At 51.1% G+C, this 25,585-nt stretch carries 21 protein-coding genes; 12 read left to right on the forward strand and 9 right to left on the reverse strand.

The window, feature by feature from the left end:
- Positions 1-749 precede the first annotated feature (749 nt).
- From H6B30_RS13360 to H6B30_RS13385, 6 genes are read left to right on the forward strand one after another with little or no spacing between them, the layout of a single operon-like run.
- Positions 750-2,249, forward strand: a complete 1,500-nt coding sequence (locus H6B30_RS13360) for a 2-isopropylmalate synthase (protein WP_205111499.1) — start codon at positions 750-752, stop codon at positions 2,247-2,249.
- 9 nt (positions 2,250-2,258) lie between these two features.
- Entirely contained in the window at positions 2,259-3,656 is a 1,398-nt protein-coding gene (gene leuC / locus H6B30_RS13365) for a 3-isopropylmalate dehydratase large subunit (protein WP_205111421.1), read from the forward strand.
- Between the two features lie 4 nt (positions 3,657-3,660).
- On the forward strand, positions 3,661-4,251 hold the full coding sequence (leuD, locus tag H6B30_RS13370; RefSeq protein ID WP_205111424.1) for a 3-isopropylmalate dehydratase small subunit: 591 nt from the start codon (positions 3,661-3,663) through the stop codon (positions 4,249-4,251).
- Positions 4,230-5,801 carry a hydroxymethylglutaryl-CoA lyase-like TIM-barrel protein gene (locus tag H6B30_RS13375; RefSeq protein WP_205111426.1) on the forward strand — a complete coding sequence of 524 codons (1,572 nt, stop codon included), beginning with the start codon at positions 4,230-4,232 and terminating at the stop codon, positions 5,799-5,801. The genes leuD and H6B30_RS13375 overlap by 22 nt, the downstream gene beginning before the upstream one ends.
- Positions 5,802-5,812: 11 nt before the next feature.
- Entirely contained in the window at positions 5,813-6,874 is a 1,062-nt protein-coding gene (leuB, locus tag H6B30_RS13380; protein ID WP_205111428.1) for a 3-isopropylmalate dehydrogenase, read from the forward strand.
- A gap of 3 nt (positions 6,875-6,877) precedes the next feature.
- A complete protein-coding gene (locus H6B30_RS13385; protein ID WP_205111430.1) occupies positions 6,878-7,555 on the forward strand; it encodes a tetratricopeptide repeat protein in 678 nt (225 codons plus the stop codon).
- Between the two features lie 347 nt (positions 7,556-7,902).
- Here the strand turns inward: H6B30_RS13385 and H6B30_RS13390 are convergent, their stop codons facing one another.
- The 5 genes from H6B30_RS13390 to uvrB all read right to left on the reverse strand — a co-directional run bounded on the left by H6B30_RS13390 (position 7,903) and on the right by uvrB (position 15,380).
- Positions 7,903-10,254: a putative porin gene (locus H6B30_RS13390; protein ID WP_205111432.1), complete on the reverse strand. Its 2,352-nt coding sequence runs from the start codon at positions 10,252-10,254 to the stop codon at positions 7,903-7,905.
- Positions 10,255-10,497, reverse strand: coding sequence for a hypothetical protein (locus H6B30_RS13395; protein WP_205111434.1), 243 nt, complete (start codon positions 10,495-10,497; stop codon positions 10,255-10,257).
- A gap of 63 nt (positions 10,498-10,560) precedes the next feature.
- Positions 10,561-11,163 (reverse strand): DUF4468 domain-containing protein, encoded by a 603-nt coding sequence (locus H6B30_RS13400; RefSeq protein ID WP_205111436.1) that lies wholly within the window; start codon positions 11,161-11,163, stop codon positions 10,561-10,563.
- A 168-nt stretch (positions 11,164-11,331) separates the two neighbouring features.
- Positions 11,332-12,951 carry a DUF6056 family protein gene (locus H6B30_RS13405; RefSeq protein WP_205111438.1) on the reverse strand — a complete coding sequence of 540 codons (1,620 nt, stop codon included), beginning with the start codon at positions 12,949-12,951 and terminating at the stop codon, positions 11,332-11,334.
- Positions 12,952-13,340: 389 nt separating this feature from the next.
- Complete coding sequence (uvrB, locus tag H6B30_RS13410) at positions 13,341-15,380, reverse strand: excinuclease ABC subunit UvrB (RefSeq protein ID WP_205111440.1); 2,040 nt, start codon at positions 15,378-15,380, stop codon at positions 13,341-13,343.
- Positions 15,381-15,506: 126 nt separating this feature from the next.
- Between uvrB and H6B30_RS13415 the strand changes: the two genes are divergently transcribed.
- The 4 genes from H6B30_RS13415 to H6B30_RS13430 all read left to right on the forward strand — a co-directional run bounded on the left by H6B30_RS13415 (position 15,507) and on the right by H6B30_RS13430 (position 17,962).
- Positions 15,507-16,331 (forward strand): outer membrane protein assembly factor BamD, encoded by an 825-nt coding sequence (locus H6B30_RS13415; RefSeq protein WP_205111441.1) that lies wholly within the window; start codon positions 15,507-15,509, stop codon positions 16,329-16,331.
- A gap of 51 nt (positions 16,332-16,382) precedes the next feature.
- A complete protein-coding gene (locus H6B30_RS13420) occupies positions 16,383-16,724 on the forward strand; it encodes a DNA-directed RNA polymerase subunit omega (RefSeq protein WP_205111443.1) in 342 nt (113 codons plus the stop codon).
- A gap of 18 nt (positions 16,725-16,742) precedes the next feature.
- Positions 16,743-17,201 (forward strand): DUF4293 domain-containing protein, encoded by a 459-nt coding sequence (locus H6B30_RS13425; protein WP_205111445.1) that lies wholly within the window; start codon positions 16,743-16,745, stop codon positions 17,199-17,201.
- Between the two features lie 203 nt (positions 17,202-17,404).
- Positions 17,405-17,962, forward strand: coding sequence for a 3'-5' exonuclease (locus H6B30_RS13430; RefSeq protein ID WP_205111447.1), 558 nt, complete (start codon positions 17,405-17,407; stop codon positions 17,960-17,962).
- A 78-nt stretch (positions 17,963-18,040) separates the two neighbouring features.
- On the opposite strand, the gene H6B30_RS13435 is transcribed toward H6B30_RS13430, so the two are convergent.
- Positions 18,041-18,463 (reverse strand): hypothetical protein, encoded by a 423-nt coding sequence (locus H6B30_RS13435; RefSeq protein WP_205111449.1) that lies wholly within the window; start codon positions 18,461-18,463, stop codon positions 18,041-18,043.
- Positions 18,464-18,674: 211 nt separating this feature from the next.
- On the opposite strand from H6B30_RS13435, the gene H6B30_RS13440 reads away from it, so the two are divergent.
- Complete coding sequence (locus H6B30_RS13440) at positions 18,675-20,342, forward strand: glycosyltransferase (RefSeq protein ID WP_205111451.1); 1,668 nt, start codon at positions 18,675-18,677, stop codon at positions 20,340-20,342.
- A 22-nt stretch (positions 20,343-20,364) separates the two neighbouring features.
- Positions 20,365-22,938, forward strand: coding sequence for an alpha-glucan family phosphorylase (gene glgP / locus H6B30_RS13445; protein ID WP_205111453.1), 2,574 nt, complete (start codon positions 20,365-20,367; stop codon positions 22,936-22,938).
- A gap of 393 nt (positions 22,939-23,331) precedes the next feature.
- Here glgP and H6B30_RS13450 read toward each other — a convergent pair whose 3' ends face one another.
- Genes H6B30_RS13450 through H6B30_RS13460 form a run of 3 tightly spaced genes read right to left on the reverse strand, consistent with a single transcriptional unit; the run spans position 23,332 to position 25,553 of the window.
- Positions 23,332-23,964, reverse strand: a complete 633-nt coding sequence (locus H6B30_RS13450) for a DUF4369 domain-containing protein (protein WP_205111455.1) — start codon at positions 23,962-23,964, stop codon at positions 23,332-23,334.
- A gap of 11 nt (positions 23,965-23,975) precedes the next feature.
- Positions 23,976-24,914, reverse strand: a complete 939-nt coding sequence (locus H6B30_RS13455; RefSeq protein ID WP_205111457.1) for a ribose-phosphate pyrophosphokinase — start codon at positions 24,912-24,914, stop codon at positions 23,976-23,978.
- A gap of 30 nt (positions 24,915-24,944) precedes the next feature.
- Entirely contained in the window at positions 24,945-25,553 is a 609-nt protein-coding gene (locus H6B30_RS13460) for a thiamine phosphate synthase (protein ID WP_205111459.1), read from the reverse strand.
- Between the last annotated feature and the right edge of the window lie 32 nt (positions 25,554-25,585).

Below are 25,585 nucleotides of genomic sequence, written 5' to 3' on the forward strand. Positions count from 1 at the left end.
CAATGCGGGAGAGTAGGATGCCGCCGCCTTTCATGTTGCCGCCCGCCGGGTTCATCCCCGGTCGGGCGGCATTTTTTGTATCCTCGCCAGCGGCCCCGGCCGCGCATCCCATCCCCCAGGTCTGCTGGGGGCGGCCACGCTGGCCGGATTGCTCCATTGCGCCGGCAGCCGTAAGTGTCGCGGACGCCGCCGCAGCTGCGCCCGATAGGGCTGATGCGGTGCGCTGATGCATTTGTCTGAGAGGCCTGAGCTTTTCAGGTTATGATTGTACTTTAATAAATTGTCTCCTGCTTATGACATAGGCAGTTTTTGTAAAAGTTGCGCTTTGCAACCGTCTTTCAATCTGATATCACACGACTTTCATGAGTCCCGAAGTTTTGTGATGTAACGTGAAGACAGCGTGAAGCACAACATATAGGCTGATTTGATAATATGGTCAGAGCGTCCATGTGCTTAGCATGCAGTAAGAAATATAATATAAAGAAAGAAAATGATAGTATTATTGCTAAAAATCTTTCGATTTGTTTGTTTGTTTGTGTTATTTTGATTAACTTTGCAGTTGTAAAGTAACTTAATTATGGAGAATATGTATATTAATCTATTACAGCTTATTGATATTATTCTACTGCCAGAGATGAAAGGGAGTGGGGAAATAGGCGTGTAATTATGACTCAGATATAGTTTCAGACCTTTTTCACTTCCATTAGTGAGAAAGGTCTTTTAGTTGGATAATACTTAAAATGAATATGATGAGTGACAGATTGTTTATTTTTGACACAACGCTTCGCGACGGCGAGCAAGTGCCAGGTTGTCAGCTTAACACTGTAGAGAAGATACAAGTTGCGAAGATGTTGGAGCAACTCGGGGTTGATGTCATTGAGGCGGGTTTCCCAATTTCCAGTCCCGGAGACTTTAATTCAGTCATCGAAATTTCAAAGGCTGTGACATGGCCGACAATATGTGCCTTGACACGAGCAGTCGAGAAAGACATTGATGTTGCCGCCGAATCTTTGAAATATGCAAAGCATAAGCGTATTCATACAGGCATTGGCACAAGTGATTCGCACATACGTTACAAGTTTAACAGCACGAGAGACGAAATCATTGAGCGTGCCGTGTCTGCCGTCAGATACGCGAAGAAATACGTAGAAGACGTAGAGTTCTATGCAGAAGATGCCGGGCGCACAGAGAATGAATACCTGGCCAGAGTCATTGAGGCGGTAATTAAGGCCGGGGCAACTGTGGTTAATATCCCTGACACAACTGGATATTGTTTGCCCTCAGAGTACGGAGACAAGATAAAGTACTTGGTTGAGCATGTTGACGGAATAGACAAAGCTGTCATATCGACCCACTGTCATAATGATTTAGGTATGGCAACAGCAAATACGTTGAGTGGTGTGCTGAATGGTGCGCGCCAAGTGGAAGTCACAATCAACGGCATCGGTGAGCGTGCAGGCAATACATCGCTTGAAGAGATAGCCATGATTCTGAAGTGCCACAAGGATATTGGCATTGATACGAATATCAACACGGTGAAGATATATCCAGCCAGCCGTATGGTTTCAAGCCTCATGAATATGCCGGTGCAGCCAAATAAGGCCGTGGTTGGCCGCAATGCCTTTGCGCATTCAAGCGGCATCCATCAGGACGGCGTGCTCAAGAACGTCCAGACGTATGAGATAATGAACCCCAAGGATGTTGGACTGGACGACAACTCCATAGTGCTCACAGCCCGTTCTGGCCGTGCTGCGCTTAAGTACAGGCTTGGTGTACTTGGCGTGAAAGTGACGAGCGAGGAAGCAGTTGATAAGATTTACCAGAAATTCTTGAAGCTCGCAGACCAGAAGAAAGAAGTAAATGATGACGATATACTTATGCTTGCAGGAGCCGACACAGCAGAGGCTCATGCCGTCAAGCTTGATTACTTGCAGGTGACAACAGGCATGGGAGTAAGGAGTGTGGCCAGTGTAGGCTTAGACATCTCAGGCCAGAAGTTTGAGGAGTCGTCCACTGGAAACGGCCCGGTAGACGCTGCCATCAAGGCTTTGAAGCGAATCATACGCAAGCAAATGACTCTCAAGGAATTCACCATTCAGGCCATTAGCAAAGGGTCTGATGATGTCGGGAAGGTTCACATGCAGGTAGAGTATGACGGCAACGTCTATTATGGTTTCGGAGCAAACACTGATATAGTTACGGCTTCGGTGGAAGCTTACATAGATTGTATAAACAAATTTAGAAAATAACATCAGCTGATGAACACATTATTTGACAAGATATGGGATAAGCACGTTGTGCAGGCCATAGCAGACGGCCCCACACAATTATACATTGACAGACTGTATTGTCATGAAGTAACATCACCGCAAGCTTTCGATGGCTTGAGGAAGAGAGGACTCAAATGCTTTCGGCCGCAGCAGATATTTTGCATGCCGGATCATAATACGCCTACTCACGACCAGGACAAACCGATAGAAGACCCCGTGTCGCGCAAGCAGGTAGATGCGTTAGCGGTAAATGCACGTGAGTTCGGATTGACTCATTATAGTATGATGTCTCAGGATAATGGCATAATTCATGTCGTAGGGCCAGAGAAAGGGCTATCGTTGCCAGGCATGACCATTGTGTGTGGTGATTCGCATACGTCAACCCATGGTGCAGTGGGGGCTATCGCCTTTGGCATAGGCACCAGCGAAGTGGAGATGGTCTTGGCTTCTCAGTGCATATTGCAGCAAAAGCCAAAGTCCATGCGCATAACCATCGACGGAAAATTGGGCACAGGTGTCACTGCAAAAGACGTCGCCTTGTACCTTATGTCGAAGTTGACCACTTCCGGGGCTACAGGCTACTTTGTCGAGTATTCGGGTCAGGTGGTTCGCGACATGAGTATGGAGGGCAGGCTCACCTTGTGCAACCTGTCTATAGAGATGGGCGCTCGCGGAGGCTTTGTCGCCCCTGATGATACCACATTTGAATATATCAAAGGCCGGCAATTCGCCCCCAAAGGCGACGATTGGGAAAAGGCTGTGGCCTATTGGCGTACACTAAAGAGTGGTGATGACGCCGTGTTTGACAAAGAGCTTGTCTTTGATGCTGCCGACATTGAGCCCATGATTACCTACGGCACAAACCCGGGCATGGGTATGGGCATAACGTCTGCCATTCCGAAACTCAGTGATATCGACGATTCAGGAAGGGCATCTTTTGCCAAGTCGCTCGACTATATGGGCTTTAAACCGGGGGAGCGTCTGCTCGGCCATGATGTAGACTATGTATTCTTAGGCGCTTGCACCAATGGGCGCATAGAAGATTTCAGGGCTTTTGCCTCGATAGTGGAAGGCCGGAAAAAGGCCGACGGCATTGTGGCATGGCTGGTTCCCGGCTCGTGGGCGGTAGAGCGCCAGATACGTGAGGAAGGTATTGATAAGGTACTTCATGAATCCGGTTTCGAGATTCGCCAGCCGGGGTGCTCTGCTTGTCTTGCGATGAACGACGACAAAGTGCCTGCCGGGAAATATGCGGTGTCTACAAGCAACCGTAACTTTGAAGGAAGACAGGGTCCGGGCTCGCGCACAATATTGGCTTCACCGTTGGTTGCCGCCGCCGCAGCAGTAACAGGTAAAATCACAGATCCCCGGATTTTAATGCAATGAACGTATGAAACAGAAGTTTAGTGTTATAACAAGTACTTGTGTTCCACTGCCTTTAGAGAATGTGGACACAGACCAGATAATACCTGCACGTTTTCTCAAGGCCACTGACAAGGCCGGCTTTGGCGACAATCTTTTCCATGATTGGCGTTACAACGAAGACGGTAGTCTGAAAAAAGACTTTGTTTTGAACAACCCTGTCTATGGCGGCTGTATTTTGGTTGCAGGCAAGAATTTCGGGTCGGGATCCAGCCGAGAGCACGCAGCATGGGCCATAGCGGGCTATGGCTTTCGCGTTGTCATCAGCAGTTTCTTTGCCGACATACATAAAAACAACGAATTGAATAATTTCGTATTGCCTGTTGTCGTCACCGACTCGTTTTTGCAGGAGTTGTTCGCCAGCATAGCCGACAATCCGAAGACAGAGGTTGAGGTCGACCTTCCAAACCAGACTGTTTTGAACAAGGCCACTGGCAGGAGCGAAAAGTTTGAAATCAACTCGTACAAGAAGCACTGCCTGATGAACGGTCTTGACGACATCGACTATTTGTTGCAGAATAAGGATAAAATCGAGGCATGGGAACGGCTCAACAAATGAACAACTCTTACCGGCGCATACAGCCTTTTGTCGAGATTATGGACAGCACCCTCCGCGACGGCGAGCAGACCAGTGGCGTCTCTTTTCTGCCGCACGAGAAACTGGTCATTGCCCGCAAGCTCCTTAAGGATGTGAATGTTGACCGCATAGAGGTTGCTTCGGCTCGGGTGTCGGATGGCGAGAAAGACGCCGTTTCCATGATTTGCCGTTATGCCAGGCAGGTGGGGATGCTCGAGCGGGTAGAGGTGCTTGGTTTTGTTGACGGATGCCTTTCTGTCGACTGGATTGACGGTTGTGGCGGAAAGGTTATAAATCTGTTGGCAAAAGGTTCATTGCGCCATTGCACCGGCCAGTTGCACAAGACGCCACAGGAGCATATTGATGATATACTGAGGACAATAGAATATGCTGAGAAGAAAGGCATCACCGTCAATCTGTACCTTGAAGACTGGAGCAACGGCATGAAAGATTCACCAGAGTATGTTTATGCCATGGTCGATGCCTTGGCCCACTGCGGTATACGGAGGTTCATGCTTCCAGACACCTTGGGGATAATGAACCCCTTGCAGGTTATAGAGTATTTCCGCAAGATGCAGAAGCGTTATCCCGGCACCCACTTCGATTTTCATGCGCACAACGATTATGACCTTGCCGTAAGCAATTCGCTTGCGGCCGTGCTGAGCGGAGCTAAAGGAATACATGTCACTGTGAACGGCCTCGGCGAGCGATGCGGCAATGCGCCGTTGTCAAGCGTTCAGGTGATATTGAAAGACCAGTTTCATGCCAAGACCAACATCAACGAGAGCGAGCTCAATGCCATCAGCCGCTTGGTCGAGGGTTATTCCGGCATAGCCGTTGCGCCCAATCAGCCCATAGTGGGCGAGAATGTGTTTACGCAGGTGGCCGGTGTGCATGCCGATGGTGACAACAAAGACAATTTATATTGCAACGACCTCATGCCTGAGCGTTTCGGTCGTAAGCGCGAGTATGCCCTGGGCAAGACGAGCGGCAATGCAAACATTGCCCGCAATTTGCAGGAGCTGGGCTTGGAGCTTACGCCTGAGCAGACCAAGAAAATCACTCAACGAATCACCGAACTGGGCGACCGCAAGGAGATTGTGACGCAGGAAGACCTGCCGTTCATCGTCAGTGATGTGCTAAAGCATACCGCTCCCGAAGACAAAGTGCGGCTTGTCAGTTATATGGTCTCGTCTGCTTATGGCCTCAAGCCATTGGCAAGCGTCAAGGTTTGTATCAATGGCAACGAGTATGAGGGATTTTCCACCGGCGACGGACAGTATGACGCTTTCGTGAAAGCATTGCGCAAGATATACCGCGATTCGCTCGGACGCACGTTCCCGACACTGGCCAATTACGCCGTCACCATACCGCCGGGGGGCCGCACGGATGCATTGGTGCAGACGGTCATCACATGGCGCAATGGAGATAAGATGTTGCGGACACGAGGACTCGACGCCGACCAGACCGAGGCTGCAATCAAGGCCACGTTCAAAATGCTTAATATAATAGAAGAAGGTAACAAACAATAAATTAATAGACAATGAAACTTAAGATTGCTGTATTGCCAGGCGATGGCATTGGGCCGGAAATAATGGAGCAGGGCATTGCTGTCATGGATGCCATTGCAAGCAAGTTCGGCCATGAGTTTGAATATGAGCAAGCTCTTTGCGGGGCACATGCCATTGACGAGGTAGGCGACCCATTCCCCGAAAAGACTTATGATATATGCCGTAATGCAGATGCCGTTCTTTTCGCGGCCGTGGGAGACACGAGGTTCGACAACGACCCAACGGCCAAGGTGCGCCCCGAACAGGGCTTGCTCGCCATGCGCAAGAAACTGGGCCTCTATGCAAATATAAGGCCGGTACAGACGTTCAAGTGCCTTTTGCACAAGTCGCCGTTGCGCTCTGAACTTGTCGACGGCGCCGATTTTGTTTGCATCCGTGAGCTTACCGGCGGCATGTATTTCGGAGAGAAATACCAAGACAATGACAAGGCATACGACACCAACTATTACACCCGACCAGAGATAGAGCGCATACTGAAGGTTGGCTTTGAATACGCCCGCAAGCGTCATCACCACCTCACTGTTGTAGACAAGGCCAATGTCTTGGCGTCAAGCCGGCTGTGGCGCCAGATTGCTCAGGAAATGGAACCGTCATACCCCGATGTGTCTGTCGATTATATGTATGTAGACAATGCCGCCATGCGCATGATAACAGAGCCTACGTTCTTTGATGTCATGATCACCGAAAACACTTTCGGCGACATACTTACCGATGAAGGAAGCTGCATTTCTGGGTCGATGGGCCTGCTTCCGTCGGCTTCAACCGGTGAGAGCACACCTGTGTTTGAGCCTGTGCATGGCTCATGGCCGCAGGCCAAGGGACAGAACAAGGCCAACCCTCTGGCACAGATACTGTCTGTTGCCATGCTTTTGGAGCATTTCAATTTGGTTGACGAGGGGGAGCTCGTACGCAAGGCCGTCGACGCTTCGCTCGACGCATGTGTTCGCACGCCCGAGATTCAGGTCGAGGGTGGGGCCCATTACGGCACTCGCGAGGTAGGCATGTGGATTGTTGACTATATCAAGAAGTCGTAAGCCTTGAAGTCTTCAGCCTTTATCATCGGTGTGTGCCTGTTGGGCAGCCTTTCTGCCTATGGCCAGTCGCTTCAGCAATGGCGTGACTCTTTGTCTGTGTTGAACAGGCAGATAGAGACTTCGCCATATTCATCAGACTTGCACCTGCGTAAGGCTGCTGTCAACCTTGAGCTGGGGCAGTGGGATTATGCCGTGTCGGAGTGCGGCTTGGTGTTGGACAAGGAGCCACGCAACCTTGCGGCCCTTTTCTATAGGGCTTTTGCCAACAACAACCTGCGGCGCTATGACTTGGCGTGCAACGACTATGAGACCTTCCTCGGCATTGCTCCTTACAATATGGAGGCCAGGCTCGGCCTGGCCTATTCATATCGGAAGCTCGGGCGTAAGGCTGCTGCCATGGACGAGATGAACCGTCTTGTTGAGCAGTTTCCCGACAGTGCTGCTGTATATGCGGCCAGGGCCGACTTCGAGAAGGAGCAGAAGGTGTATGGTGCGGCTCTGTATGATTGGGAACAAGCCATACGCCTGGCTCCGGCCAACGTTGACTTCCGCATTTCGCGCGTCGACGTGCTGTTGCTCATGGGCAAGAAGAAAGAGGCTCGTGTTGCGCTCGACGAGATGGTTGGCAGCGGTGTTCCTAAGGGAATCTTGCGCAAGTGGTATGACAAATGCTCCAACTGACGGGGCGAACCTAACCTGCCATTATGCCGCAGGGTGTTTGGATTGACATCTATATGATGGTTTCCAAGCGCTTCCATCCCATAGCCTGCCTATTGTGTGCCGCTTGGTGTAGCCATTGCTGTCGGCGCCTTCTGCATAGGCGCATGCCAATCAGCCCGGCACCAATCCGAATCTCTACGGCCCCCAAATGGCGATTGGAATTATAAGCAAAAGCCTCACAGCAACCGTAAGGTGTCTGTGAGGCTTTTGCTTTGTGCCCCTTATTGTATTTCTGAGAATGCCGTTTTCATTGGGCGTCAACCCATGGTAAGCCCGTGTGGGGACGGTAGAGAGCGGCAGGGCGTGCGTCAGTTGAAGAAGTTCCACGACAACCCGAAGCGCAGAATGCGCCCGTTTTGCGGGTAGTGGGGAGTAAGGAAATACATACTGTTGCCATTTCCGGCCGTCACGTGGCTGAACATAACGAAGAACCTGGTGCGCTTTAGGTGCAGGTTGGCGTAGACATCGACAAACGGATAGCCCCCCAGCTTCACTTTGCTTGCGCTGTTAGACTGCACAGCAAATTGGTTCAGTTGCGGCACGAAGTCAGGCGCGAAGTAGTTGGTGAAAAAATATGCGTCGCCTCCCAGCTCTACTGTAAGCTGCTTTACTATTTTAAACTTGATGTATAAGTTTGTAAACAGGTTCAGCGCAGGCACCGGCAGCACCTCTTGGTTGCTTGAGTGCTGGTAGGTTACGATGTTTTCCCAATTCAATATCCCGAGCCTGAAGTCTTGGCGCAGCTGGGCAGTGAGCAGGTTGATGTTGCCACCATGCTGGTTGATGCTGGCCGTCATGTTGGTGCGCCCGTCGGTAGTGGCGTCGTAAGACGTTGAGAAGTAAGTGTAGTTCTGTATCTCCTCCACCGCCACGCGCAGGCTGGTCTTTGTTTTTCTGTAAGAGAAAAGCCCTTCAATGCGCGTGCGCGTTTCCTTGCTCATGTCGTCGTTGTCCCACCATATATGCTTAGAGTGGTAGCGGCGCTGGTAGAACGTTGGGTTCAGCCTGTAGAAATAGGCTTTGGCTGCCAGCGTCACGGTGTCACCGAACAGGGGGAAGTTGACGTCGGTGCTGAAGTCTACTTTCAGTTGGCCTGCGTCTTCGCCCACCAGCCATGTTTCAGCCATCACATTGTAGTGCAGTGTCTTGCCTTGCGTCTTTGCTATTTGTCCGCCTATGCTCACATTGTTTTCTGTCCAGCTGGCCATCCTCGACAGAGTGTAGTTGCCGTTCTGGAACACGTCGGGCATGTCAAATTTGCGAAGCTCGTGGCTGGCAAACACTTTCAAGCCGGCCTTGGCGTATTTGTTGAACCCCTCAAGCAGGGCTATGGCCAGCGTGTTTTTTATCGAAAGCATCTTTGTGCGGTCGTAGATAGAGTCGCCGCCATAGCTCATGTCGTCGTTGTGGGTGTAGTAAGTGTTTGCGTAGTAATCCTCGGGCGACTCGTATGTCTGGTATATCCTGTCGTACCTGTTTACGTCGGCTGTATGTATGAAACTTGTCACCGGCACAAACTCACGTTTCATGGTTGCGTCGATAGAGTCCTGCCTTTGCTTGGCGGCCAGCAGACTGTCCATTTTCTCTTTAGAGTCTACGCTGAGGCGTGTGGTGTCTATGGCCATTGATGTAGTGTCGGTAGGTTCGTCGCCGGCAATGGTAGCCCCCTCAGGTCGCCCCGACGGAGCCGCCGTGGCCACTTTTTCGCCGCGCTTGCGCCCGGTGGGCGGGTTGGCGTCTTTGCCCTGCTGTTTCTCTGCGTTGTCTTTCTTCGACTCGGCTGCAAATTGCCGCGCTTTCAGTTCGGCTTCGGTAAGCTTAACCATGCGGTAGAAACCAAGGCTGTACCTGTGGGTTAGGAAGAAGTGAAGGCTGTTGTTCCTGTTCCAGTTTTGGCTCAGCACTGTAGGTATCTCATTATCACTGTACGAGTCGTCAAAGCTTTCCGGGTGAGTTACGTAGTTGTCGTCTGTTATGCCTCCGTTCTCCGAAACCTTTTGGTGGTATGTTGAAAAGATGGCATGCATGTTGTATTGGTCGCCAAGGTACGACGCGTAGAGTGTTGCCCCGAAGTGCGACGTGCTTTGGTTTGCATAGTATCCACGGGCGTAGGCATAGTTGAGGTCGAACCCGAAGCCGAACTTCTTGTTGGCGTTCACCGCAAATTTAGCGTCGATGTGGTCTTCGCCGTTGGTCTTGTTGCCGCAGTTGTCGTAAGAGATGTTTGTTATCGGCGACAGGGTGTTGGTGAAGTGAAGCTGTTCGGGTTGCTTGATAATGTAGCTGTACGGTTGTGTGAACATGAACTGTGCGGGCAGCGGGCGGTCAATCACAATCCTGCTTTCGCGTGCGGTGTAGTTGTTGCCTGTGGTGTTGTATTCCCCGTATAGCCCGGTGTTGAATATGGAGTTCATGTACATGTGTTGCATTGTGTCGACGACAGCCGGCGTGATGTCGCCAAACTTGCGGTCAACAGTCCACACATAGATGCCCTTGGGAATCTCCTTGTTTTTTGTCGTGTCGTTGCTGTGCTTGTTGAAATTGCGGTTTTCGTTTTCGTCGCGCTGAGTTATTTGCCCTGTCTCGTCTATCTGGTTGTATGTCTGGGCATTGGCGCCGATGGCCGTGAGGCACAGTAGCGTTATAAGGGTTTTCTTCATTTACATTCTCAATATTCGGATGGCCGCATCTACAAACTTGAAGGGCAATGACGCGATGATTACGTAAAGGCCTATCGTCATGTTGCCGGCAAGATAAATAATCACGCCCGCCATGGCAATGACCATGAACGCAATGTTGAGCCAATTGCGTATCTTCTTCATTTTCAGCTGGCGTTCGTTGGGCCTTCCGTGGTGTTGGGCCTGTTGTCTTTCAACGATTTCGTCTATTTCGTCTTTTATCATCGGGTCGGCTGTGGTTTTACGGGTGTGAAATGTTGTTGTGGTTGCAAGGAAACGGCAAGCCTCTTATTTGAAGAGGTTTGCCATTTTGTTGAACAGGTAGTCCTTGCGGTCTATAGTCTTGCGGCGGAACTTGCCGCTAACCCTCGACAGTTTGTCTTTGTTCTTCTTCAGGCCGTACTCGTCGGTAATCCATTCTTCGGCGTTGTATGTCTGCGGGTTGCGTTCCTCGTCGTATAGGTAGTATATGCGTCTCATGGTTACTTCCGCCTTGCCGTCGCTGCATTCGGCCGTCAGGGTATACATAAACCGTGTGCGGTCGAGCACAAGGGGCTTGTTCTTGAACACGAGCCACTCTTGGTAGTTGGCGGCAAGCTGGTGGTTTACAGAGTCTTTTATGACCACACGGCTTTGTTCAAGCTGGTTGTCTTCCTTGCTCAGCTGTGTGAAGTAGGCCAGCAGGGTGTCGTATATCTGTGCAGCCGACTTGCCGGGCGCAGATATTTCTGTTGAAAACTGCACCTTGCCATCAACCATAGGTACGGCACCGGCCAGGTATTTTTGGTCGGGGTTGGCCTTTGTGCCTTGCTCGTTCTCCGTTTCCCAAGAGTTTTGCGCCATGCCCATGAGCGGCATTAACGCCATTATTGCAACAAATATCTTTTTCATTTGCGTTGAATATAAAAGTGCTGTTTGATTTGCAAAATTACAAAATATCTGACTATTACTTGTTCTGATTACACAGATTAACATTGTTTTTATGATTATGTGGTGCAGGGCGCGTTGCGCCACTGGCCCGTGGGTGGCGTTATGATGCCGTTTCTGCCGCCGCGACCGTCACTTTGCCGCATCTACTCTGATGCTGTCAATGCGCCTTGATATCTTTGGTATAGGCTTGTCGAAGAACACAAAGGTCCTTCCGTTGATTTTTGCCGTATGCCATCTGTCGGCTTCATACGTATCGCTCGCATACGCAAACGGCCGCTTGTAGAATGGTGCACTGTCGTCGCCCAGCATGAATGTTATCTTGTTCACTTCTGTGCCATTGGGTATTTGCATTGCCATCAGTCTGCCTGTTGCGTCCTCGCCGTATTCAATGTAGCTGTCTGGATTGGCCATTATCTTTCCCACCATGTCGTCGGGCAGGAACGACAGGCTGTCGCGGCCAAGCAGATAGGCGGCGCATCTCACGTTCTCGTCGTTTGGGTCGGGGGCGAAATAGTAGGTGTTTGGGCCGAACTCCACCTGCAGGAAGACAAATTTCCTGATGAAATAGCTGTTGCCCAGCATCGGTTTCACTCTTATCATGTCTGTCTGTCCGCCTTTTATTTGGGCCATTAAGTATAGGTTGTTGAGGTGGCCCTGGTATGCATAGTATATTCCCGGAATAAGCACCGCCACGATGGCTGCCGACAGCGCTGCGCCAAGCCTGGCCGAATAGCGTTCGGCGCCAAGTCGCAGCAGCAGGTTGATGGCGAGGAGCATGGCGAAAAACTCGGCGGCGAAACAAACCCGTGGCTGCGTGACACCGCTGGCGAAGATTATGCCGATGCTCAATACCACCGATGAATACAGGTAGCCGTATCTGCTTAAGTGGAGAGCCAGCAACCTCTTGTTTCGCCTTCGGGCATAGGCCATCACCGCCACCAGCACCCATACCGTGCGCATCTCGGTGCAAGTGAACAGTCCGAGGCCCACCTTTACAAGTGGGCTTTCCGCTATGTGGCCGTCGCCGCCTATGGCCCGGAGCAGGGTGGAAGGGGCAAGCGCGCATACAAGCGAGCCCAGCGTAAACCATGCCACATAGGGCAGGGCGGCGCTTTTGCGCATCGTTTTCCGCATAAGCCAGCAATATCCAGCAAGGCTTATGGCAAGCGGCAGGGCCATGCCTTCATGCGTCCAGCCTATGAACAGGGTCAGCGGGCTCAGCAGATAGTCTTTGGTCGAGGCTTCGCGGCCCTTCTTTTTCTCGAAGGTGAACAAGAAAAACATTATGGCGAGCGACACCCACAGGTAATTTACAGAACCCTCAACCCACAGGTATATGTCGGCAAATCCGGGAATCAGCACTATCATGACAAACAAGACCATGATTACCGTGAGTGGCTTGATGGTGGATTTTGACACGAACTTGGAGACGGCCCATACGGTCATTGCAAAAATCAAGGCGTTGGCCACGTCGTATGCCGGCTTGTTGAGCAGGCCGAGAAACGCCTGGGCCACTGTCTGCACGATGGCGCGCCCCGTGAGTTCCATGTAGTGTATGGCTTGCGATTGCACAATGTCGGCAAGGCTGCCTATCCTTACAAAACCCTCGTCGGCCGACCGTCGCCAGATGCAGTGGTATAGAATGTCGTCCGACAGGGTGTATGGCTGCAGGTAGGTGAGCAACAGCATGATTATGCCCGACATGGCTGTGAGCACCAATGATGTTTTTCTCAGGTTTCTTTTGTGCATGATAAGCTTAATATTACAATCTGTGTCTATGGTCTGTTGTTATGGCATCCGGTCTTTGGCGCTGCCGTTTTCGGCCAGCACATCTATGCCGCCGGCCGCGGCACCGCTGCCCTTGGCAAGCGGGTTTGCGGCAATGAGAATGCCCTGCGTGCTTGGTGCGCTTCCGGTATGGGTCGTTTGGCGTGGCTGTTCGGGCTGTTTGGCATGATGAAACGGCTCGTTTTGTATGGTAAAACCACCCGTTTTTACAACTCTCTGTATGCCAGTAGTTTGCGGCGTCGGTTTAAACCTTTTGTTTGGTATGTGCGAATGGCCTGCACAATGTAGCCACATGGCGTGCGGCGACGATGGCGTCAGCCCGTCGGTCGCAGGCAGGGCCATGGCTTGGCTCACTTCAGTTCCAGCTCTTTCTGCAGCCTTATAATCTCATCCCTGTATTGTGCCGCCTGGATGAAGTCGAGCCTCTTGGCAGCCTCCTTCATGAGCTTGGTCGTGTTGGCGATGCTCTTTTCAAGCTGCGGCCTCGTCATCCGTTCCACTATCGGGTCGGCGGCGAATGCAGCCGATTCGGGTTCTATGTATGCCATGCGTGCCGTCGGCTTCTCGTCCTCTTGTTCGCCGCCGCCTATTTCGGCACGCAGCACACCCGTTTTTAGCGATTTCTTGATTTGTGTAGGCGTTATTCCGTTCATCTCGTTGTATCGCATCTGCTTCATTCGGCGCCGGGCTGTCTCGTCGATGGTCTGTTGCATGCTGGCCGTAATGGTGTCGGCATACATTATAACCTTCCCATTTACGTTGCGGGCAGCCCGGCCGGCAGTCTGCGTCAGGCTTCGGTGGCTGCGCAGGAAGCCCTCCTTGTCGGCGTCGAGTATGGCCACAAGCGACACTTCTGGCAGGTCGAGGCCCTCGCGCAGCAGGTTTACGCCCACAAGCACGTCGTAGCGGCCTTCGCGCAGCTCCTCGAGTATCTTCACGCGGTCGAGTGTGGCGACATCACTGTGTATGTAAGCCGTGCTGATGCCGTGGCCGAGCAAGTATTCTGTCAGCTCTTCGGCCATCCGCTTGGTCAGTGTCGTTACAAGCACACGCTCTTTGCGCTCAATGCGCACCCTGACTTCCTCCATCAGGTCGTCTATCTGGTTTTCGCTCGGGCGCACCTCTATCTCGGGGTCGAGCAGCCCCGTGGGGCGTATCACCTGCTCTACAACCACACCCTCGGCTTCCTGCAGCTCATAGTCGGCCGGTGTGGCAGAGACGTAGACCACCTGGTTGATCATGCTGTGAAACTCGTCGAACGTGAGCGGGCGGTTGTCGAATGCAGCCGGAAGCCTGAACCCGAACTCCACCAGGTTGGTCTTGCGCGCCCTGTCGCCTCCATACATGGCGTTGATTTGTGGCACGCTGACATGGCTCTCGTCGATAAACATAAGGTAGTCTTCAGGGAAGAAGTCGAGCAGGCAGTAGGGGCGTTCGCCCGCGTTGCGCCCGTCGAAATAGCGCGAGTAGTTCTCTATGCCCGAGCAATGGCCGAGCTCCTTTATCATCTCCATGTCGTATTCCACCCTCTCCTTGATGCGCTGGGCCTTGATGGGGTCGCCCAGCTCGGTGAAATAGGCCACCTGCTTTGTAAGGTCGTCCTGTATGTTGCGTATGGCAATGTTGGTCTGCTCCTGGGTGGTCATGAACAGGTTGGCCGGATATAGCTTGTATTCTTCAAACGAAGCCAGCCTGTCAAGCGTGACGGCGTCGCGCTCTTCTATGGCGTCGATTTCGTCGTCCCAGAACGTTATGCGCAGAATGGCCTCGTTGTAGGCCATGGCCACGTCGATGGTGTCGCCCTTGACCCTGAACGAGCCACGCTGCAGGTCGATGTCATTGCGCACGTAGAGCGCCTGGACGAGTTTGCGCAACAGCGCATTGCGGTCGATAGACTGCCCGCGCCTTAGCTCAATCACGTTTTCCGACAGGGCCACAGGGCTGCCCATGCCGTAGATGCAGCTGACCGACGAAACGACCACCACGTCTTTTCGGCCCGACAGCAGCGACGAGACAGCCCGCAGCCTGAGGCGGTCTATCTCTTCGTTGATGGCCAGGTCTTTCTCTATGTATGTGTCTGTGGTCGGTATGTAAGCCTCGGGCTGGTAATAGTCGTAATAACTCACATAGTACTCTACGGCGTTTTCGGGGAAGAAGCCGCGCATCTCTTCGTAGAGCTGAGCGGCGAGGGTCTTGTTGTGGCTCAGTATCAGCGTGGGGCGGTTGGCGTTGGCAATGACGTTGGCCATCGTGAAAGTCTTGCCTGAACCGGTCACACCGAGCAACACCTGGGCCTTGTCGCCGCGCTCCAAGCCCTCGGTAAGTTCTCTGATAGCCTCCGGCTGGTCGCCGGTCGGCTTGTATTTAGATGTAAGTTTGAAGCTGCTCATGGTCGGCAAAAGTACTCATTTTCATCGTAATAAACGTTATATTAAAGAACATTTTCCAAAAAAACAAACGAAATACTTGGGGTTTCTATGGAAAATGACTAATTTTGCAATCCAAATCAGCAACGGATGAAGACCAAGATATTCATATTGTTTTGCTTTGCGGCTCTCTTCAGTGGATGCACCACTGAGTTTAACCGCGTATACAAATCAGCCGACTACAGTTATAAGTACGAGTATGCCAAGGAGTGTTTCGCCCGCGGTAAGTATATGCATGCCATCTCGCTATTGCAGGAACTGCTGACCGTGATGAAGGGTACTGACAATGGCGAGGAGTGCCTCTACATGCTGGCAATGGCTGAATACAGCGACCGCGACTACGAGAGCGCGTCGGCAACGTTCAAGAAGTACTTCTCGTCGTATCCCAAGGGCGTTTATGCCGAGCAGGCCGCTTATTACATAGGGCAGTCGCTCTACCAGAGCACCCCGGAGCCACGACTCGACCAGACGCCTACAGTGGGTGCCATAAACGCCTACCAGCAGTTCTTGGACATTTATCCCGACTCGAAGCTACGCCCCGTAGCGCAGCAGCGCCTCTTTGACCTTCAGGACAAACTTGTGATGAAGGAATATCTCTCTGCCAAGCTCTATTACGACCTCGGCGACTATTTCGGCAACTGCACCGGCGGCGGCTCTAATTTTGAGGCTTGCATCGTGACGGCCCAGAACGCGCTGAAGACATATCCGTACAGCAAGATGCGCGAGGATTTTGCTGTGCTGATAATGAAGAGCAAGTTTGAACTGGCCGAGCAGAGCATAGAGGCCAAGCGCGTTGACCGCTACCGTGACGCCGAAGACGAGTGCTACGGGTTCCTCAACGAGTATCCCGACAGCAAGGAAGCTGCCACGGCCAAAAAGTATATTGAGAAGTGCAAGAAGGTCACCAACGACTGATGTTGCATTGTTTTATCGTCGATAAATCAAATTCAGATTAGCAATATTAAAATGGATTACAAGAAATCAAAAGCTCCGGTTAACACCGTTACACGAAACATCATGGACTTGTGCGATGAGACGGGCAATATCTATGAGAGTGTTGCCATCATCGCAAAGCGCGCAAACCAGATTTCAGTTCAGATAAAGGAAGACCTCAGCAAGAAGCTTGCGGAGTTCGCTTCTTACAATGACAGCTTGGAGGAAGTGTTTGAAAACCGTGAGCAGATAGAGATTTCGCGCTATTATGAAAAGCTGCCCAAGCCTACGTTGCTTGCTACGCAGGAGTTTGTGGAAAACAAGGTTTACTGGAGGGACCCTTCAAAGGAGGCTGCCCAGGCTGAGGAAAAATAAGCTGATGTAGCAGATGTCATGATACAGCGCATACAGACAATATATCTGTTGGTGGCAGTTGTGCTCTCGGTGGTTTGCCTCTGCATGCAAATAGGCACTTTCACTGAGGGCGGGGTTGCCGTTTACAGCGAGTATAACTTGTGGGTGACCGGCCCCACCGGCGTCCGCCAATTTGTGACGTGGCCGCTGTTCGCCGTACTGCTGCTGTCGGCGGCTATTGGCCTCTATGCCATATTCATGTACGCCAACCGGTTGCTGCAGGCCCGTTTTTGCATGTTCGCCATGCTGTTGGTGGTTGGCTGGTATATACTTTATGTGGTATATGGCGGCGTTCTGAAGCCGGGTGACGGTTCTGCAGAGTTTGCACCGACGTGGGCAGGGGCTTGTCCGCTGGTGGCATCGGTGTTCTATTTTCTGGCCCGCCGTGCCATCATGGCCGATGAGAGGTTGGTCAGGGCTGCCGACAGGATAAGGTGAATGAAACAATATCGTGATAACAAGAGGGTGCATCATGGTGATGCGCCCTCTTTGTTTTGCCGCGGTATGATTTGGTGGGCGCGGCTGGTTGGCATTGTCGGTGCTTGGCTTGACCCCTCAATGCATTGGCGTCTGCTGCCTTCTGGCATGCCCTTTTATCCGGGTTGCACCCGGTGGTTGTTTATAACGACATACGAATGATTATGGAATATAAAGGTTTGGACTTTGTGGCTATTGACTTCGAGACGGCCAGCGGCAGGCGTGATTCTGTTTGCGAGGCCGGCATCTGTGTCGTGCGTGACGGACAGATTAGGGAGACAAGGTCGTGGCTGGTTAGGCCCAGGGACAATTTTTACAGCAATTTCAACATACAAATACATGGAATAAGGCCTGAGGACACAGAAAATTCACCGGCTTTTCCTTTTGTCTGGGATGAACTGTCGGCCTATCTGGCTGAAACACCGGTGCTTGTTGCACACAATGCGGCGTTCGACATGAGCTGCATACGCAGCTCCCTCGAACAGTATGGCTTGCCAAAGCCTGATGTCACATATTATTGCTCGTTGCGTGCCGCACGTCATCTTTATGACTTCAGCTGCAACAAGTTGGATTATCTTTGCGCAAAGTTTGAGATACTAATGGGAGCGCACCACCGCGCGGGCGACGACGCCGAGATGTGCGCACGGCTTTTCCTTAGGGAAGTCAGGGATGCCGGCTGGTGCGAATTGCACGAGATGGACTATTGCGCCGGCAGGTTGTGAAGCCTCGCGGCAGGCAATGGGGCATGCATGCAGGGGAAGGGGCAGTGCGTGGCGTGGCGCCGCCAGGTGACGTCGGGCTCATTTCTTCTTTAAAACGAGTTTTTGTGGCAGCTTCTGCCATTTCCCGTCGTTGGGCACTTTCAATGCGCTCCCGTCGCCTTGCGTCAGCACATATGTGCTGTCGTCTTTGATAGTGAGGGTTGCTGTCAGGTCTTCGCTGCCGTAATCGTTGATCAACTCAATCTCGGCCTTGTCTTTCCCGACAATCTTTGCCGAGGTGATAAGCCAGTAAAAACTGTTTCGTTGCTTGGCAAGGTATCCCGGCAGCTGTCCCAGTATCTCGTGCCCGGGCACGTTGATTCCGCTGCCGTGGAAGTCGAAGTTTATGTAAATCTTGTATTCGTCATTCGACAGGTTGCCTTTGAATGGCTCTGCATCGCTTTGTGCTATTGCTGAAGCAGCCATCAGTGCAAGTGCTGCTATTGTGAGTATTCTTTTCATGTCGTAATAAATAACGTTTGTTTTGGTGTGGTGGGCATTGCAGGCTCCTGTTTGTTATGCATTTTATTTGTGTTGACGCGCACAAGTATGGGCCTTCTGCAAAGATAGCAAATATAAATCATTAAATCGCTATGTTGCTGAAGATTGTTTTACCTTTTATTGTAAATCTCAATAATTTAATGTATATTTGCGACTGCTAACGAGTAACTTTATGGGAAGATATGATTTGAAACCGGATTATATATTTGAATCAAGTTGGGAAGTATGTAATAAGGTAGGTGGTATCTACACTGTGCTGTCTACAAGAGCCAAGACACTTCAGGACATGATGAAAGACCGAATAATATTCATCGGGCCTGATTTTGGAGGAGATGTTCAGGATTGTTATTTTGAAGAAGACCCAAACCTCATGGCTGGTTGGCGCGAGGCTGCGGCCTCTGAGAACTTGAACGTTAGGATAGGGCGGTGGCGTGTGCCGGGCAGCCCGGTTACTGTCTTGGTCGACTTTAAACCTTATTACCCACAAAAGAATGATATATATACATGGCTGTGGGAGCATTATCAGGTAGATAGCCTCCATGCTTACGGAGACTATGATGAGGCTTCGATGTTCTCATATGCAGCAGGCCTTGTTGTTGAGAGCTTCTATAATCACAATCTTGGGGCTGACGACCGCGTTGTGTATCATGGCAACGAGTGGATGACCGGCCTTGGACTGTTGTATGTCAACAACAAGTTGCCGCAGGTGGCGACTCTTTTCACTACGCATGCAACAAGCATCGGAAGGAGTATTGCTGGCAACATGAAGCCGCTTTACGATTATCTTTTTGCTTACAATGGCGACCAGATGGCCGGAGAGCTTAACATGCAAAGCAAGCATTCTATTGAAAAACAGACTGCGTGGCACGTTGACTGCTTTACCACCGTGAGCGACATTACTGCGAATGAATGCAAAGAGCTGCTCGACAAACAGGTTGATGTAGTTTTGCCGAATGGATTCGACAACAGTTTCGTTCCTGCACCAGCGGTCTTTGCGCGTAAGAGGAAGAAAGCACGCAAGCGCATGCTCGATGTTGCGAGCGCCTTGCTTGGCGAGCGCCTTGGGGATGACACGCTGATTGTGTCGACAAGCGGGCGCTATGAATTCCGCAACAAGGGCGTCGACGTTTACATAGAAGCCATGAACAGGCTGCTGAGGGACAAGGTTTTGCACAAGAAAGTCGTTGCTTTCATTGAAGTGCCGGGATGGGTTGGCGAGCCGCGCAGAGACTTGCAGGAGCGTCTTGCCAGCGGAAAGGATTATGACACTCCATTGGAAGTGCCGCTCGTGACGCATTGGCTGCATGAGATGAGCCACGACTGTGTGCTGGATACCCTTAAGTATTATGACATGCACAACCGTCAGGAAGATAATGTGAAGGTTATTTTCCTGCCGTGTTATCTTGATGGGAACGACGGCATACTGAACATGTCATATTATGATATTGTGCTCGGCAATGACTTGTGCATTTATCCTTCGTATTACGAACCATGGGGTTATACTCCGCTTGAGGCTATTGCATTCAAGGTGCCGTGCATCACGACAGATTTGTCGGGCTTTGGTCTATGGGCAAACAGCATAAAGGGAGGTTACAGCGAGCTTATTGATGGTGTGAAGGTGATTCACCGAACCGATTACAACTACTCGGAAGTAGCCGACAATATAAAGGAGACTGTGGCAGATTTCTCTAATTTCACAGATTCGCAGGTCAAGAAAGCACGCGCCAACGCAGATGCTTTATCGAAGAAAGCACTTTGGAGTGAGTTTATAAAGTATTATTTTGAAGCATACGCCATTGCTTTGGAAAAGGCAGAGAGGCGTGTTGCGGGATTGAAATGAATAGTATTCATCAAATTAAAATATGAAAATTAAAGCAGATTATGTTAACGTTCCTCAGTGGAAAGAGTTGAACGTTAGGTCAGGCATGCCTGAACAGCTTAAGTGTCTGGATGAACTGGCCCACAACATGTGGTGGTCTTGGAACCATGAGGCACGGGACCTCTTCCGTGAACTGTCACCCGAGCTGTACCGCGAGGTAGATCACAACCCCGTTCTTTTGCTTGAGCGGCTTAGCTATGAGCGCAAGGAAGAAATCGTAAAGGACAAGGCTCTCATGAAGAAGGTGAAGAACGTCTATGGGTTATTCCGCGATTACATGGACGTTAAGCCTAATCGCAAGCGTCCTTCGGTGGCATATTTTTCAATGGAATACGGCTTGAATCAGGTCTTGAAGATTTATTCTGGCGGCTTGGGCATGCTTGCCGGCGACTATCTTAAGGAGGCATCAGACAGCAATGTGGATATGTGTGCTGTCGGTTTCCTTTACCGTTATGGCTACTTTAAGCAGTCTCTGAGCATGGATGGGCAGCAGATTGCCAATTACGAGGCTCAGAACTTCAACCTCCTGCCCATCGAGCGCCAGCTTGACAGCGACGGCAACCCGCTCGTTGTTGACGTTCCGTATACTAATTATTTTGTTCATGCATATGTGTGGCGTGTCAATGTTGGGCGCATAAAGCTCTATCTTCTTGACACTGACAACGAGATGAACTCTGAATTTGACAAGCCTATCACTCACTCTTTGTACGGAGGTGATTGGGAAAACCGCCTTAAGCAGGAGATTCTCTTGGGCATTGGTGGTGTTCTCATGCTGAAGAAGCTTGGCATTAGCAAAGATATTTATCACTGCAACGAAGGCCATGCAGCGCTTTGCAACCTGCAGCGTCTGTGTGATTATGTTGAAAGCGGACTGTCGTTCAACCAGGCTATGGAGCTCGTGCGCGCGTCTTCATTGTATACTGTGCACACTCCGGTGCCCGCGGGCCACGACTACTTCGACGAAGGCTTGTTTGGAAAGTACATGGGTGGCTACCCCGCAAAGCTCGGAATATCATGGGATGAGCTTATCGGAATGGGCCGAAACAACCCCAATGATCATTCCGAGAAGTTCTGTATGTCGGTGTTTGCTTGCAACACATGCCAAGAAGTCAACGGGGTAAGCAAGCTGCACGGATGGGTAAGCCAGAAGATGTTCTCAAGCATCTGGAACGGTTATTATCCCGAAGAAAACCATGTAGGTTATGTAACCAATGGTGTTCACATGCCGACATGGGCCGCAACAGAATGGAGAAAGATTTATGCGAAGTATTTTGATGAGTCGTTCATGAGCGACCAGAGCAACCAAAGCATCTGGGAAGCCATATATAAAGTGCCCGATGATGAGATTTGGGACACCAGAATGGCTTTGAAGAAGAAGCTCGTCGATTACATCAGGATGCAGTTTTCTGAGAAATGGTTGCGCAATCAGGGCGACCCATCGCGTGTCGTATCATTGCTTGAGCGAATCAATCCTAATGCGTTGATCATCGGTTTCTGCCGTAGGTTCGCCACATACAAGCGCGCCCACTTGCTGTTTACAGACCTTGAGCGCCTTGAAAAGATAGTGAACAACCCAGAGCGTCCGGTTCAGTTCCTTTTCTCGGGGAAGGCACATCCCGCCGACGGTGCCGGTCAGGGACTGATAAAGAGGATTTACGAGATAAGCCAGCGCCCGGAGTTCCTTGGCAAGATAATATTCCTGGAGGACTACGACTATCAGTTGGCACGCCGCCTGGTAGCTGGCGTTGACATTTGGATGAACACCCCGACACGTCCGCTTGAGGCTTCTGGTACATCAGGAGAGAAGGCTGAGATGAATGGTGTTGTCAACCTGTCTGTGCTTGACGGCTGGTGGTTGGAAGGCTATCGTGAGGGAGCTGGATGGGCTTTGACCGAGAAGCGTACTTACCAGAACCAAAGCTATCAGGATCAGCTTGACGCAGCAACAATCTACAGCATGCTTGAGCGTGAGATCATACCGCTCTATTACGCCAAGAACGAGAAGGGCTACAGCGAGGGTTGGATCAAGGTCATCAAGAACTCAATTGCCCAGATTGCTCCTCATTACACTATGAAGCGTCAGCTCGACGATTATTATAGCAAGTTCTACGAGAAGGAAGCTGCCCGTTTCAAGATGCTTTCGGCAGACGACAACCGTGTTGCCAAGGAGATTGCACAGTGGAAAGAGGTCGTTGCAGAGCGTTGGGATGCCATCGAGGTTGTTTCATGCGAGTGGGACATACCTGCCAGTGGTGTAGAGACAGGCAAGGAATACACCATCAAGTATGTTCTCAACGAGCAGGGGCTTGATGATGCCATCGGATTGGAGTTTGTGTCAGTCAAGAGCGACGACGACGGCGAGGAGCGCATATCCACCATCATACCGCTCAAGGTTGTTTCGCACGAAGGCAACAATTACACATTTGAGGGTAAGTTGGAAGCAAATAGCGCCGGAACTTTCAAGGGTGCCATAAGGATGTATCCGAAGAACTCAAAGCTGCCGCACCGTCAGGATTTCTGCTATGTCAAGTGGTTCACCCTGCCAAACGACAAGTGATAGTGACCGGAAACTGAGTTCATGCCATTGAAGGCATGTGTCATCAAGGCGCAGAAGCATAGCCCATGCAGCATGCTTCTGCGCCTTTTGTTCTTCTGCTGGCAGTGCCTTGCCTCAGTGATGGCCTTGCCATGTCGGTTAAGTCTTGCAGCAGAGCCATGCATTTTGCGTTGCGGTTCACGGCCAGGCACATGTCACAGCAATGGTTGGTAAGTAAAGATAGGGTGAATTGGTTTCTGCAAAACATCAAGGTTTACCATGCAAGGCCATACGTTGCCAGGCATCCTATTGACGCTTTGTCATTCCGTCGCCGGCAAGGTATTTCCAAAAAACAGACTTCGTGGCTTGCCCACAAGTGCCGTTGACGTATTCAACTTCAACTGACCGTTATTGTCAGAACGTTTTTTTGCGCAATTCGCCGGGCATTTTTTGTTCCAGTTCATGTCTTTTATCCCGATTGATGAACCGGTTGTAATATGTCAATAAGAAAGCCCCAAACTCATTGTCGATGTTTTTCGTGGCCTTGCTGATAAGTATTTCTTCAAACATCTTGTTCAGCTCAGTTATAGAGTCCATAATCTCTTGGCGGGCTTGGTGGTCGGCCTTTGTGTCGTAGAGGCGCGATGCAAGCCTGTTTATGTCAAGCCCGATGCCAGCCGTCTCATCGACGAAGTCCTGCCATTTGTTGTTCATCGTTGTGCCCCCAACCTCCATTGTCAGAGGGCTGTCTGCCATGTAGAGCCTTATATTGCCGCCTTCCACAAAGAAAGGCAGCTGGGCTTCCCTGTCTTTTGTTGAGAAAACAATGCAGAAACGTGTAGAATCAGCCTTGCCTTCAAACTCAAATTTGCCGTCTTTCACCACTGCCGTGTCTACAGGCTGCCCTTCGCTGTTGGCCCTTGCCATTATCACTGTGTCTCCATCGACTAGCTTTTCTCCACTGCCGCTTATCTTGAAAGAGCCAGACTGACAAGCGGCAAGCATCATGCTTGCCGCCGTCAGTACAGTTATAGTGTCCTTGCGCATATTTCGCCTTGTTACACCAAGTATTGGCTGCTTATGCTTTCGTTGTTTATCACTCGCCTTATCGTTTCAGCAAACATGTCCGCAACCGATATTTGCTTGATTTTGGCGCAGCGGTTAGAGTAGGGTATCGAGTCGGTGAACACGATTTCTTCGAGTGATGAGTTCTGCACCCGCTCGCTGGCCGGGCCGCTCATGACACAGTGCGAGGCACATGCCCTCACGGTGAGGGCTCCGGCTTCCTTCATTATGTCGGCAGCCTTTGTAATTGTCCCGGCCGTGTCCACCATGTCGTCGATGATTATGACGTTCTTTCCTTTGACGTCTCCTATTATCTGCATGCTTTCCACCACGTTGGCCCTGGCGCGTGTCTTGTTGCAGAGCACCAGCGGGCAGCCGAAGTATTTGGCGTAAGTGTTGGCACGCTTTGAGCCGCCGACATCAGGCGAAGCTATCACCATGTCCTTCAGTTTCAGGCTTTGCAGGTAGGGCAGTAGTACCCCAGAAGCATACAGGTGGTCTACCGGCACGTTGAAGAATCCTTGTATCTGGTCTGCGTGCAGGTCCATGGTGATGAGCCTGTCTATGCCGGCCACGCTGAGCAGGTCGGCAATGAGCTTTGCTCCTATGCTCACCCTCGGTTTGTCCTTGCGGTCTTGCCGTGCCCATCCGAAGTAGGGTATTACGGCGTTGATGGTCCTGGCCGATGCCCGTTTTGCGGCGTCTATCATCAGCAGCAGCTCCATCAGGTTGTCTGAGTTGGGGAATGTGCTCTGTACCAGGAACACATCGCGACCACGGATGGACTCTTCGTATGAGACAGCAAATTCTCCGTCAGAGAACTTCGTTATGAGGAGCTGCCCCAGCGGGCAATCCAAACTTTTGCAGATTTTTTCTGCGAGGTATCTCGTATTGGTACCCGAGAAGACCATGTAAGAGTTTTGTTCGCTCATTTTATTGTTGTTTGTTTATGTAATGTGCTTTCAGTTTGTGGCTTTGCGGAGCCTTTCAAAATGGAGTATGAGTTCCTTGTAGTCGAGCTGGTTGTGGATGTCAAAGCGGTTCCACAGGTCGCCGCACACAACAACCCCGCCGAATCCCAGTTCTCGGGCCGTGCGTATGTTTTCTATGTTCATCCCGCCCAGCGCATACACCTTCTTGTCTATCAGTCCGTGGCTGGCGGCGTCTTCCAATTGCTCAATGGTGAACGAAGCTTTCTCGTTGCCGTTGGTAAGGCTGTCGAACACATTCTTCAGGAACACATAGTTCGACTTTTTCTTCGCGTCCTTCAGTTCGTCCAGCGTGTGGCACGTGCGGCTCACATGTCCTTTGTATCCGTTTGGCGGCAGGCTGGTGGCGTCGTCTATGTGTATGCCTTTAAGTCCGTATTCGTCTTTTAGATAGAAGTGGCCGTGAACGGTTATCTTGTTATAGTAGTCTTCGTGCAGCAGGGTCAGCAGCCTTTCCGAATACATCGGGGCAGCTCCCGGCTTGTAAAGATGCAGGTTGTCAAGGCCCTCGTCGAAGAGTGATGAGAGTATCTTGTCTTCCTCCACGAAGAACGTGGGCTTGGTCATTATTATGAGTTTCATTGTCTGCCTTTTCTCTCTTCTTGTGCAGTGTG

The sequence above is a fragment of the Marseilla massiliensis genome (genome assembly GCF_016899955.1).
GTDB classification, from domain to species: Bacteria; Bacteroidota; Bacteroidia; order Bacteroidales; family Bacteroidaceae; genus Prevotella; species Prevotella intestinigallinarum.